Genomic DNA, 13,010 nt, shown 5'->3' with positions numbered 1-13,010 from the left:
TTGTATTATAATAAGATAAGTTTCTGATTTCAAAATAATTGATATTATTATCAATTAAGTAAAGCTCATTTAATATAATGCAATCTGCTTTTTTATATGGCAAAATTATAAAATTTTATATTATGTCTAATTAGAATTGGCCATAAAGACCTTCAAGTTCTTCTTTTAACAATTCAGGGTCATTTATACCAATAGACATAGTTCTAGCTAATATATTTGCCTGGTCATAAGTTGATGTCCAAGAGAATACACCACCTAAACAGTTTCTAAGCACATATTGAGTTTTTAGGAATATGGATAATGAATCATCATATGACATTGCAAATTCTCCATCTTTAACTAAATATGGAACCTGAGCAACTCTATCAAATCTATATTCATATCCATTTTTATTTATATAATCTTTTCTAAGTTCATCGTAAGTTCTTGTTATAGTAGCACCTAATCTTCCATAAAATGGTAGACCAAGAAGGATTTTTTCAGAAGGCATTCCAGCATTTTCAAGGTTTCTGACCATTGCATCAACACTATATCCTGGTAAGGATAAGTCTGAATCAAAAAGGTTTGCTTGATGTTTTCTACCATTTGGTCCTGTTTCACCTGCTGTGAAATCATAACTCATAAGATTAAAATAATCTATTATTGGAGCTATTTTATCTATTTCAGCACTTGAGTTTATATATCCCATATCTCCTGTTCCAGCTACACTAAGCCATTTTTCATCTCCTATAACATCTCTTATAGCTGTTAGTAAAAGTGTGAAATTTTCTCTATCTTGAGGTCTTGATTTTATACCAGCTGCACCACTTCCAGGATATTCCCAGTCTATATCTACTCCATCTAAAGCATATTCATTTATCATTTGATTGACTTGTCTTGCAAAGTTATATCTAGATGTAGGAGTCAAAGCTGCATCAGAGAATCCCTCAGCTCCCCAACCGCCAATGGCTACAATTACTTTTAAGCTAGGTTTTTCAGCTTTAAGCGCAAGTAATTGGTTTAAGAATCTAGGATAAGGAATAAATAAATTACCATATTGGTCTATTTCAGCAAATGCGAAAATAACTGCATCTAATAGCTGTGCATCTACATTAGTTGGATTACCAAGAACATATTCCATTACAATCGGATTTATATCTGGACAATTTATATTTTCAACTATTGGATTATATGGGTCATTTATTTGTGGTCTAACTAACTTTTTTGAGTCTTTTAATGTTTTCATAGCTATTTTTTTAGAATTTTTTTCACTTGTATAATCATAATTTTTGTAATTTTGTTTATAGAAATCCTCATAGCTACTATCTTCTTTATCGCATTTATCATAGCTATTATCCTCTTTACTACATTTATCATATTTGTATTTTATTTCATCGCAGGATTTATCTTTAAGTTTATTCTGTTTGGAGTTATGAATTTTGTTAGTATTTTTAGTATGTTTTTGTTCGCAATCACAACTATCTTTAACATCCTTATTGTATTCTTGTTTGTGGTCATGAGATTTGTTTATACACTTAACATTTTCTTGTTCGTAATCATTTTCAATATTTTTAGTATGTTCTTTTTTACAATTGTAAGTATCATCAATATTTTTAGTATATTCTTCATCTGTGTAATTATCTGGCACAAAGCATAGATACCAATCCATACATGAATACTTTTTATTACAACTATTTACTCTATTTTTTAACTCTTTATAGTTTTTAGGATATGGCAAAATAACAGGCATTCCAGGGAACCAGTTTGCAGGAGTAACTACATTATCTCTATCACTAGTTTGAAGAGCATCTACTATTCTAAGTATTTCTGGTATATTTCTGCCTGTAGTCAATGGATAATAAAGAATAGTTCTTAATATTTGATTATTATCTATAATAAAGACAGAACGGATGGTAGATGTATCACTCATTGGTTTTGATATCATGCCATATAATTTGGCAATTCTCATATCTCTATCTTCTATGATAGGGAATGGGATTTCTACACCTGTAAGTAAAAACATATTGTACATCCAAGCTAAATGAGAGCTATTGCTATCAACACTTAGGCCGATTAATTCTGTATTTCTTTTCTTAAATTCATCATAATATTTAGCAAAGCATAAAAATTCAGTAGTACAAACTGGTGTAAAATCACCAGGATGTGAAAATAAAACAACCCAATTACCTTTGTAATCAGATAGTCTAATAGGGCCATCTGTTGTATTGGCTTTAAAATCAGGCGCCTTGGATCCTAAACTTGGCAAATTTGGCATGTAAATCACCCCTCAATAAATTATCATTTATTTCATTCTATTAATTAGCACAGATTAGTGTTACTATTTTATTAAAATGAATGAATACTAATGTCAAAAAAAGATATTTATTAAAAATATTTAATATTTTCGTAATATAAATGACAATAATAATTGCTATTTTTTTACTAATTTGGTATAGTAATGGATAAGGGGTAGTGTCAATATTAGTGATTATACGAGGTGATTGAATTGAAAAAAATTCTAAGAATTTTAGTTATCTCCATGATGATATGTTTTGCAATGACTTTTGCATTAGTATTAATAAATTCAGTTATGGGAGTACATGTAGGATTGGATTATTACTTTTTAATGGCGAGTGTGCTTACAGTATGCTTGACTACAGGAGTTGTTTTATGCAATGCTAGAAAAATATTTGCTAACAAAACTATACATACAACAAGAATGAAAAATGTCAGTGCTAATAAAAAACAAAAAAGTCATTCTAGGGATATAAAAAGAAAGATATCATAATTTATGTAAAGGAAATATTTATGTATAAAATAATGATTGGTAGGTAAAATAAAAACACGATTTAACTTGTGTTTTTATTTTTTTTCAGGAATTATGATATAATAACCAATAAGAAATTTAGTTTATCATAAATATAAATATTGCTAAATAGAGAGGGAACTATAATGAATTTTAGAGATTTATTTGAAAAAACTGTAGATTTTATTGATGAAAAAAGAAAATCTATAGTAGCAGTTTCATTATCAGCATTAGGCATACTTGTTTTAATCATAGTATTTTTCTTAAGTAGTAATGAATTTAGTGTAGGAAATGAAGCAAATGAGCTGTTAAAAATTGTAGAGAAAAGACAATACTCTATTGCTGTGGATTACTATGCAAGTGTAGATAAAAAGTTTTCTGATTCAAAAATGGAAAGATTTAATAAATCCGTTTCTAAAAAAATAAATAAATTATTATTAAATAGTGGTGACAAATATTTAGATGGAGATATAAGTCAAGAAAGTTTTATTGGACTAATAAATACAGTAAAATCATTAGATAAAATAAATATAAATGTAGATGATTTAATAACTCAAGCTGATAGAGTTGGAGAAATGTATAAAGAAGAAAATATTACTTACAATGTGGCAATTGCTTACATAAATACTATTTCAATTTTAAATGGTATAGGTGGTAACCTAGATGTATACAAGCAAAATGTAGAAACAATTAAAGAATCTAGAGATGTTTATGACTCTGCAATAAAAGACCAAAAAGTATATAAGTATTATGATGCTATTGAAAAATATAATAAAGTATTAAAAGAAGACGAAAAATATTACAATCTAGCTCAAAACGCTAAAAAACAATGTGTTGAAGAAATGTATGATTACTATATGAGTAAAGCAGAAGAAGCAAACACTTCTGGTGATTATGAGAAGGCATTACAGTATATAGACTATCTAAAAGAAGACTATTCAGACGATGAAAAGGTACAAAGTTTAGAGAAGAAGTATAAAAAGAATTTATCATTGTATACTTTAACATCTGATGACATTATAAATATAATCTCTAAAAAAAGTGGGAAAGAAAAGGCAAATCTATCTATAAACTCACTTCCACAAATGGTAAAAAACGATAAATACTATTATGCTGAGGTATATGAGTACGATAAATTAATAAATGAAGTTTTAATAAGTGCAAAAACTAAAGATTTATATTCATATAAAGATGGTAAAAAAGATTATAAGGTAGATTATGGAGAAGGATATTTTAGAATATTAGAAGATGGAAGTTATCAATTTGGTATTACTAAAGATAAAGCTAAATTTGTGTTGACTAATACCCTTGATGAGAAAGAAAATAAATATAAAAAGGTTGATATATTGGATATAGAAAAAGCTGATAAATATGTGAAAAGTAAAAAAAGTTTAGAAGAATTATTTGGAAAACAAAAAAATATTTATTATTATGCTGTAGTAAACAAAGGATTATTTAGAGGAAAAGAAGTTTATGCTATCAACATATACAATGAAAAAATATATTCCATATCAGAAAAAGGATTAAGTGAATATTAGTTATTTATATCAATAATGTTAAATTATTATATAATTAAAAAGTTTTTGGTTTTTTAAGGCATATTATGTAGTAATATAATAGTAGGTGTATATAAATAATTTTATTGTAAGGAGAAGTAAGGGATGATTAATGTGAACAAAAAGCTAGTTATAGCTATTGGAGCTGTAGCATTATTATTAGTAATATTTGTAGGTATAATGTGCATGCAGTTCAAAGGGGAGAAAATAGCAAAAAACACATATGTTAATGGCATAAGTGTTGGAGGATTAACTAAATCGCAGGCTAAGCAGGAGTTAGCTAAAAAATACAATTTAGATAATGTTGAATTTAACTACAACAATAGAAATTGGAAAGTTAAAAGTCAAGACTTAAATTTATCTGCTGATTTGGATAAAACTGTAGAAAATGCATATAATCTAAATAGAAAGAATGGTTTCTTTAGCAACTTATCAAAAACTATTTCAGCAAATTTTGGTAAAAAGAGTGATTTAGTAGTAGTAACAAATTATGATAAAAATAAATTAAAAGCAGAAATGGAAAAGATAGCTAAAGAAATAGATGTAGAGGTAAAAGATGCAACGATTGATATAAGTAGTGAAAAGGTAAAGGTTGTACCAGATTCTGATGGACTTAAAATGGATATTTCTAAGAGTATGAATAGTTTTGATAGTCAGGTTAAAAAAGGAAAGTATACAAATAAGTTAGTAGTAAAAGCTACTTCAGCAAAAATAAAAAAAGAGCAACTTGCTAATATAGACACAAATTTAGGTAAATATGCAACAACATTTAAAACTTCTCAAGTAAATAGAAGTATAAATATAAAATTAGCAACAGATAGTATAAGTAACATTTTACTTATGCCAGGAGAAACTTTTTCGTTTAATGAACATACAGGAAAAAGAAGCAAAGCAAATGGATATAAAAGTGCTCCTGTTATAGTAGAGGGAGAAATGGAAGATGATTATGGTGGAGGAGTTTGCCAAGTTTCATCGACACTATATAATTCTGTTTTATATGCAGGCTTAGAAATTACTAATGTAAAAAATCATACGATACCATCAAGTTATGTTCCAAAAGGAAGAGATGCTACTGTTGCAGACAGTGGAATAGATTTCCTATTTAAAAACAATCTTAAGCATCCAATTTACATAAAAAATTACGTTTCAGGAAATCAACTTGTTTGCAATATATATGGAAGTGCAGAGGATAAACAGAATATAACAATATCAACAAAATTAGATGGTGTCTCACAAACTACAATGAAGAGGGTCAATGATTCTTCAATGCCTAAAGGAAAAGAAAAAGTAGATAAGAGTGGAAGAAATGCATACTCTGTATCAACATATAGAACATTTAATGATGCAAATGGCAAGAAAATTAAAACTGAAAAAATAGCTAATTCATATTATCCTAAGAAGGAAGGTATTATATTAGTTGGAACTATGGAACCAAAACCAGAAGAAAAGCCAAAGACAGATGAAAATAAAGATAATCAAAATACAAATAACCAAAATACAGATAATAAACCAAAACCAGAAACACCACCAACTGATAATAAACCTAGTGAGACACAACCACAACCACAAGCTTAAAGTTCTCAAGAATAGGATTTATGTAGAGTATTAAAAAATATAAATCTAAATAGGAGGGATTACTTTGAATTTAAATAATATAACTAATTACGTTCAAAGTATTTGCGAGAATATTTCTAATGTGTTAGATGTAGATGTTACTTTAGTTACAAAAGATTTAACTAGGATAGCAGGAACAGGAATATTCAGAGGTAAAATAGGAGAAACAATATCAGAGAAATCTGTGTATTCTCTTGTTTTAAAAGATGGAAAATCCTATGTTATAAATAAGGAAATAGAAGAGAACTGCAATAAATGTGCAAATAGAGAAAACTGTAAAGAGTTAGCGGATATATGTACTCCTGTTAAAATGGGAGAACATATACTTGGAATCTTGGGTATAGCTGCATTCAATGAAGAGCAAAAAGAAAAGATACTTTCAAAAGATAAGGAGTTAACTGCTTTTGTAAGGAGTATGTCTGATTTAATATCTTTTAAATTGGATGAACTATACAAACAAGAGGTTAAGACTATGGATGACCTTGAAAGAGAAGCTATAGAAAATGCTATCAAAAAATATGGAAGTAATACAGAAGGAATGAAAAAAGTAGCAGAAGCATTGAATATAGGCATAGCTACACTTTATAGGAAAGTAAAAAAGTTCAACATTAAAAGTTAGTAATATTGTAAAAAAGGTAACCTTTTCATAAAAAGAATGGGGTTACCTTTTTTATTATGAGAATAATGGTAAAAAATGTATAGTTTTGACTTGACATATTAAATATGTTATCTTAAATATATATTTTGAAGTGGAGGTGAGTATTATTTTAGTGAAAGATATAAAACAAGATATAGAAAACATGCCTAGAAAAATTTTAGATATATCTTTGATAGAAGAAAATAAAAGCGATTTGACTTTTTTTAACATAGAAGAAGAAGATGGTGATGAGACACTAAAAGCATTAAAGCAAAGTTATGTGACTACCAATTATAAAGAAGAGACTCTTTTAAATTTACAAGGAGCTTTGAAGTCAAAGTCAGACACAACATCAAAGGAGTTAAAATTAGAATCATATAAGAGATACAATAATGCATTGGATTTAGCATATAAAGACTATATAACTAGTGCTATTAATATGGTAAATAAAGCTTTAGAAATAAATCCTAAAGATATTGATATATTAAATCTTAGAGGGCTTCTAAAGTTATTAAAATGTGACTTTGCTAAAGCATTTGAGAGTTTTTATACTGCTCTATGTTATGAAAATAATCATATATCAAGAAAATATGTTAATTTAATTTCATCTGAAGATTTCAAAACATTTTTAGGCAGATACAATCATTCTATAAGGTTTATAAATGAAGAAATGAATTATGAGTCAATACATATTTTGGAGAATATAGTAGAGGAAGAACCACAACTAATAGAACCATATGTAATCTTATCTTTATTGTATGATAAACTAGGTAATGTAAAAAAGAGAGAAGGATATTTGGACAGACTCAAAGAGATAGATAAAGATAATCCAGTATTTGAAAAAGAAGAAGAAAAACAAGAAGATACAAGTAAAAAAGAAGAAGAAAAACGAGTTAAAAAGAAGAAAAATAGCTTACCATATATTGTACTTGCTTGTATTGTAATTGCAATGGGTGTATATTTTATTCAAAGTAAAAAGAGAATAGAAACCTTGAATAATCAAATAAGTAAGAAAGATGAGAAGTTAACTGAAACTGATAAAAAACTGGGTGAAACAAATAAAGAATTAGAAAAAACAAATAAAGAGTTAGATGAAGCTAAAAATAAAGAACCAGAAAAAGAAATAACTGTAGCTAATGAGGAAGATTTATACTATGAGGCTTTGGATTTAAAGAAAAATAAAGAATATGAAAAAGCGATAGATAGTTTCAAAAGTATAGTTTCCTCAGGGAAAACTAAAAAATATATTTCTGAATCAATATATCAATTAGCAATAACAAATAAAGCATTGGGAAATAAGGATGAAGCCATAAAGTATTATAAGAAGTATATAAATACTTATACTAAAAATGACCAATACTATGATGATTCATACTATGAGTTAGGCATGCTTTATTATGATAATGGAGATTTAGAAAATGCAAAAAAAACTTTTTATAGTTTAAGAAGTGAAGTTCCAGATAGTATGTATAACAATTCAAAAATAAAAGAAATTTTAAGCAAAAAATAGATTTATATAATTAAGTTTTTTGAAACAACCAAGTATGTATTTTATTAAATTAAAATAAAAATAAATTTAAAGAGAGATTGTATTAAATCATAACTTTCTGTTTGAAGAAGGATATTTGCTTGTTGATAAAACTACAAATATATGGTTTGAAACAATCTCTTTAGTTTTTGGAGGTGGAAAATGAAAGTTTTCAATCAATTAGTAATAATTTTATGTATATGGGTAATAGGAGAGTATATAAGCTCATTTATACAAGGTGTTATACTTATTCCTGGGAGTATAGTTGGCATGCTATTATTATTCCTATTGCTACAATTTAAAGTGTTGGATTTAAGTAGTATAGAAAATATAAGTGGATTTTTCCTTGATAATATGGCTGTATTTTTTATACCAGCAGGAGTATCACTTATAAAATCATTAGACCTAATAAAAGAAAATGTATTAGTACTTTTGCTAGTTATATGTCTAAGTACACTAGTGGTAATGTATACCACTGGAATTATAGTGGAAAAAATGATAAAAAAGAAGGAAGAAGGGCAAAAGAATGTATAATGTATTACAAACGCCAGTATTTGGCATAATAGTAACAATCGTGTTTTTTAATTTAGGGAGATACATTCAGAGAAAAACAAATAATCCTATATGCAATCCTATGTTAATTGCTATTGTAGGAATCATATTATTTCTAAGCATAACAAAAATTCCTTATGAAAACTACAAGATAGGAGCAGATAGCATAAATTTCTTTTTAGGACCTGTTACAGTAGTGCTTGCAGTTCCACTTTATAAACAGTTTGAATTATTTAAAAAGCATATGCTTGAGATTGTTATAGGAATAGGTTGTGGTATAATAATTTCCTTTGTATCTGTATTAATAATTGGTAAAATAGCTAATTCAGATGTAAGTATAATAAATTCACTTATTCCAAAATCTATAACAACACCAATGGGAATATCTTTAGCAAATTCTTTAAATGGTGTAGAGTCAATAACAGTAGTAGCTATAATTTTTACAGGTATTTTTGGGGGGATGGTTGCTTCTACTGTATTTAAACTTGGAAATATAAATCATCCAATTGCTAAAGGAATTGCACTTGGGACATCGGCACATGCTTTGGGAACAACTAAAGCTTTTGAACTTGGAGAAGTGGAAGGAGCGATGAGTGGAGTTTCTATTGGGGTTTCTGGTACAATTACAGTAATATTAATCCCGATTATAATGAATTTTATATAAAAATATAAAATAACAATAGGTATCTTGAATTCTTAAAACAAAAATAAAATAAAAAAATTTTAAAATAAAAACTAAATTAAAAAAATGCAAATAATGAAATAAAAAAATCATGTGCTGAAATTATAAAAACAAAAATTTCATTTAAAAATTAATTATGAATAAAGCATTATATGGTTAAGTTTACTAAAATACTATAAAAATAAATATTTAAGAAAAAATACTATAAATTTACTATATTGCAAGTTACATAATATATAGTATCATATTGTGCTAGAAGAATTTTAATTTGAAGCATAAATGAGAGAATTTAAGTACTTTGAAATTTTGGAATATAAAAAAATACACTAGACATATATAAAAAAGATACTATAATAGATGATGTAATAGATGACAGTTCAAGAAATTCTATGAAAAAATTTGCTTGAAATATTATCTATTACATCAGTAATAATATATATATAAGTAAGTTTTTAAAATTCTAAGGATTTAGAAGAATTGAAGGGAGAAAGAAATGAGTGAAGTTAAGAATACCCTACAGAAACATCCAGCTTTAAGATATTTAACAATGCTACTGGGGATGTTGATGACATCTATAGGAATAAATGGGTTCTTAAGACCAGCACATCTATTAAGTGGAGGTGCTACAGGTATAGCAACATCTATAAACTATTTGACAAATATCAATGTGGGTCTATTAACATTTTTAATCAATATTCCAATATTTATTTTAGGTTTTATATACCTAGAAAAGGAATTTTGTATTTCAAGTTTATTCAATATGATTGTATTTTCATTATTATTAGGTGCAACTCAGGAAGTAAGTAATATCATACCTATCAATGATATATTACTTCAAAGTGTGTATGGAGGTGTATTATCTGGTTTAGGAGTTGGTATTGTATTTAGAACTAGGTCTTCTCAAGGTGGTACAGACATCATAGCTGCAATACTGAAAATTAAGAAAAATATAGAAATGAAAGATACTGCTTTAGCAATCAATGGTTTAATAGTACTTACAGGAAGTTTTTTATTTGGTTTAGATTTAGCATTATATACTCTCATAGGATTATTTCTAAATGCATATTCAATGAATTTTATTAAAGATGCAATGAATTATCAAAAATCTGTTATGGTAATGTCAACTCAAGTCGATTTAATAGCAGAAGACATAATGAGAAGTTTAGTTAGAGGTGTAACTTTCTTGGATGCAGAGGGTGCATACACTCATCAAAAAAAGAAGATTATATATACAATAGTTTCATCAAATGAGATACCAAAGATAAAGGATATAGCTTTAAAATATGATAAAAAAGCATTTATATCTGTAAATGATGTTACAGAGGTAAAAGGAAGAGGATTTAAAGCAAAAGACTTATAAACTATAAAAATATAAGCTGAGGGTTTGTAATATGTAAATTTATATATTATAGTCCTCAGCTTCATTTATTTTAAAATATAATAAACTATGGCTTATTTACTATTTGTGTATCACTTTCAAAGAGATTATTTTAAAATTAAAATTGAAAAAATTACTCAATGTGTAGAAAACATGACCAATATTAGGATATAATAAATTTAATAGATTTAATAAAATATCTATGAATAACGTTGGAGGAATGGCATTATGAATTTATCTAAAGAATATGTTGATTTGTATGATAATTATTTAAAATATATAAATGAAGTAAACAAAGAGATTAGAAGCATAAAAAATATGAAAAAACGTGTTTTAAAAAAAGGTGATTTTGCATCAGAAAGTGAAGTCTTGGAATTAGAAGGAAAAACAATTCGAGATATAGATGATGTAGACACAAAAAAGCCAAAAAATAAAATATATAAATTTTCTAATGGAGATGTATATGTAGGAAAGTTTTTAGAAGGAAAGATGGAAGGTCAAGGTTCATATACTTTTTTTGTGGATGAAGGAACTGATATGGAGTACATAGGAGAGTTTAAACAAGATAAAAAAAATGGAAAAGGAAATTTTGTATTTTCAAACGGTAATGAGTATATAGGTTATTTTGAGGAAGACATGATGAATGGCATTGGGAATATGCTCTATAACAGTAAAGATGAATATATTGGAACTTGGAAGAATGGCAAAAAAGATGGAAAAGGCATCTATAAATGGAATGATGGATGTATATATGCAGGAGAATTTAAAGGTGGAAAGATGGAGGGATATGGTATTTGTTATAATAGTGAAGGAGAAATACTTTATGAAGGAGAATGGAAAAATAATTTGATTCATGGAAAAGGAACTTACATATGGGCAAAAGGAAAGAAATATGTAGGAGAATTTATGCATGGTAAAAAGCATGGCCAAGGTACTTTTTATCTAAATAATGAATTAGTTTATGAAGGAACTTGGAAATTTGATAAGCCATCTATCTTTGACAGAACTTTAGATGAAATATTTTCATTAAGATTGTAGCTTTATCTATTAATAGGTAAAGCTTTTTTATAATACTTATTAAATAAAAAAAATATAAACAGATGTTAATAGGATTTAATCAGTATATATTATCAGTATTAATACATGATAATGTATATATTAGAAATTTTTAGTGAAGTTTTTTAAAGGAGGAATATATTGAAAAAATTAATTGCTTTAGTATTAGTAATACTTATTGTTTTATTTTATAGTCCTGAATTATTGAGAGAAGTAGATGATTTGAAAGAAGAATTTTTTCAAAGCGAAATATGGAGTGAGTTTTTAGATAAAATAAACTTAGGTGATAATTCAAAGAAAAAGGAAGATGAGAAAAATCAAAACTCACAACCAGATGATAATGGAGAGAATAATTTAAACGAGACTAATATAAAAAATTTTGAAAAACTAAATTTAGGAGAAAACTTAACTCAAGTTTTAGCTAATATTGGAAAGCCTGGCAGAATTGATACTAGTGAATATGGATTTGACTGGTATGTATACAACCAATATGGAAAAGATTTTGCAATGGTTGGTATTGAAAGTGATGAGGTAGTTGCACTTTACAGCAACTCTATGGACTCATGTGAAAATCAAGATATAAAAATAAATCAAGATAGACAGACAGTGAGAAACAAGATTACGCCATTAAAATATAAGAAAAAAGGAAATACTAGATATATAATAAATTCAGAAAATCAATATGATATAATAAGTAAGGGAGGTAAATATATTACAATTTTCTATGATATTCATGAAAAAAATAGAGTTTGTTCATATTTAATAATTGATAAAACTACAGAAGATGAGTTCAAAGAATTATATCCAACCGATAAAGAAGAGCTTAAAAAATGTTTTGAATTTGAAATTATAGACCTTGTAAACAGTGTTAGAAATCAAAGAGGATTGAATTCACTAAGATATAGTGAACAAGCTACTTTAAGTTCAAGAAAACACAGTGAAGATATGAGAGATAATAATTTTTTTGACCATATAAACAAAAAAGATGAAACTCCATTTGATAGAATGAAAAGAGAAGGAATAATATATACCTCAGCAGGAGAAAACATAGCAGCAGGACAGATTAATGCAATATATGCACATGAAGCTTGGATGAATTCAGAAGGACATAGAAAAAATATTTTGGGGAATTATAATAATATTGGAGTTGGAGTAATATTTGGAGGAAGTTATAAAACGTATTACACTCAAAATTTTTATAAATAACTAAAATATTTGAAAG

At 26.9% G+C, this 13,010-nt stretch carries 11 protein-coding genes; 10 read left to right on the top strand and 1 reads right to left on the bottom strand.

Annotated features, from left to right (window positions below):
* Window positions 1–130 precede the first annotated feature (130 nt).
* The gene (locus KGF45_RS04715) at window positions 131–2,254 is read right to left on the bottom strand and encodes a peroxiredoxin (protein WP_227827298.1); all 2,124 of its coding nucleotides are present in this window, start codon (window positions 2,252–2,254) and stop codon (window positions 131–133) included.
* 264 nt (window positions 2,255–2,518) lie between these two features.
* Between KGF45_RS04715 and KGF45_RS04710 the strand changes: the two genes are divergently transcribed.
* The 10 genes from KGF45_RS04710 to KGF45_RS04665 all read left to right on the top strand — a co-directional run bounded on the left by KGF45_RS04710 (window position 2,519) and on the right by KGF45_RS04665 (window position 12,994).
* Window positions 2,519–2,767, top strand: a complete 249-nt coding sequence (locus KGF45_RS04710) for a hypothetical protein (RefSeq protein WP_255612780.1) — start codon at window positions 2,519–2,521, stop codon at window positions 2,765–2,767.
* Between the two features lie 164 nt (window positions 2,768–2,931).
* Window positions 2,932–4,323, top strand: a complete 1,392-nt coding sequence (locus tag KGF45_RS04705; protein ID WP_227841932.1) for a UbiD family decarboxylase — start codon at window positions 2,932–2,934, stop codon at window positions 4,321–4,323.
* A gap of 123 nt (window positions 4,324–4,446) precedes the next feature.
* Complete coding sequence (locus KGF45_RS04700; RefSeq protein WP_227827301.1) at window positions 4,447–5,916, top strand: VanW family protein; 1,470 nt, start codon at window positions 4,447–4,449, stop codon at window positions 5,914–5,916.
* A gap of 64 nt (window positions 5,917–5,980) precedes the next feature.
* Window positions 5,981–6,574 carry a GAF domain-containing protein gene (locus tag KGF45_RS04695; RefSeq protein WP_227432784.1) on the top strand — a complete coding sequence of 198 codons (594 nt, stop codon included), beginning with the start codon at window positions 5,981–5,983 and terminating at the stop codon, window positions 6,572–6,574.
* A gap of 181 nt (window positions 6,575–6,755) precedes the next feature.
* On the top strand, window positions 6,756–8,102 hold the full coding sequence (locus KGF45_RS04690) for a tetratricopeptide repeat protein (protein ID WP_255611364.1): 1,347 nt from the start codon (window positions 6,756–6,758) through the stop codon (window positions 8,100–8,102).
* A 180-nt stretch (window positions 8,103–8,282) separates the two neighbouring features.
* Window positions 8,283–8,654 carry a CidA/LrgA family protein gene (locus KGF45_RS04685; RefSeq protein WP_227827303.1) on the top strand — a complete coding sequence of 124 codons (372 nt, stop codon included), beginning with the start codon at window positions 8,283–8,285 and terminating at the stop codon, window positions 8,652–8,654.
* Window positions 8,647–9,336 carry an LrgB family protein gene (locus KGF45_RS04680; protein WP_227827304.1) on the top strand — a complete coding sequence of 230 codons (690 nt, stop codon included), beginning with the start codon at window positions 8,647–8,649 and terminating at the stop codon, window positions 9,334–9,336. The genes KGF45_RS04685 and KGF45_RS04680 overlap by 8 nt, the downstream gene beginning before the upstream one ends.
* A 511-nt stretch (window positions 9,337–9,847) precedes the next feature.
* Entirely contained in the window at window positions 9,848–10,714 is an 867-nt protein-coding gene (locus tag KGF45_RS04675; protein ID WP_227827305.1) for a YitT family protein, read from the top strand.
* A 246-nt stretch (window positions 10,715–10,960) separates the two neighbouring features.
* Window positions 10,961–11,770, top strand: a complete 810-nt coding sequence (locus tag KGF45_RS04670) for an MORN repeat-containing protein (RefSeq protein ID WP_227827306.1) — start codon at window positions 10,961–10,963, stop codon at window positions 11,768–11,770.
* Window positions 11,771–11,929: 159 nt separating this feature from the next.
* Entirely contained in the window at window positions 11,930–12,994 is a 1,065-nt protein-coding gene (locus KGF45_RS04665) for a CAP domain-containing protein (protein ID WP_227827307.1), read from the top strand.
* Window positions 12,995–13,010 lie beyond the last annotated feature (16 nt).

The sequence above is a fragment of the Clostridioides sp. ZZV14-6154 genome (assembly GCF_020657785.1).
GTDB lineage: Bacteria > Bacillota > Clostridia > Peptostreptococcales > Peptostreptococcaceae > Clostridioides.
The sequence above is the reverse complement of the archived record's forward strand: the minus strand, read 5'-3'. Positions and strand labels throughout refer to the sequence as shown.

Coding starts and splice junctions, on each gene's coding strand:
- KGF45_RS04700 (WP_227827301.1), top strand. CDS start 4,447: ATGATTAATGTGAACAAAAAGCTAGTTATAGCTATTGGAGCTGTAGCA.
- KGF45_RS04680 (WP_227827304.1), top strand. CDS start 8,647: ATGTATAATGTATTACAAACGCCAGTATTTGGCATAATAGTAACAATC.
- KGF45_RS04710 (WP_255612780.1), top strand. CDS start 2,519: ATGATGATATGTTTTGCAATGACTTTTGCATTAGTATTAATAAATTCA.
- KGF45_RS04675 (WP_227827305.1), top strand. CDS start 9,848: ATGAGTGAAGTTAAGAATACCCTACAGAAACATCCAGCTTTAAGATAT.
- KGF45_RS04705 (WP_227841932.1), top strand. CDS start 2,932: ATGAATTTTAGAGATTTATTTGAAAAAACTGTAGATTTTATTGATGAA.
- KGF45_RS04685 (WP_227827303.1), top strand. CDS start 8,283: ATGAAAGTTTTCAATCAATTAGTAATAATTTTATGTATATGGGTAATA.
- KGF45_RS04670 (WP_227827306.1), top strand. CDS start 10,961: ATGAATTTATCTAAAGAATATGTTGATTTGTATGATAATTATTTAAAA.
- KGF45_RS04715 (WP_227827298.1), bottom strand. CDS start 2,254: ATGCCAAATTTGCCAAGTTTAGGATCCAAGGCGCCTGATTTTAAAGCC.
- KGF45_RS04690 (WP_255611364.1), top strand. CDS start 6,756: ATGCCTAGAAAAATTTTAGATATATCTTTGATAGAAGAAAATAAAAGC.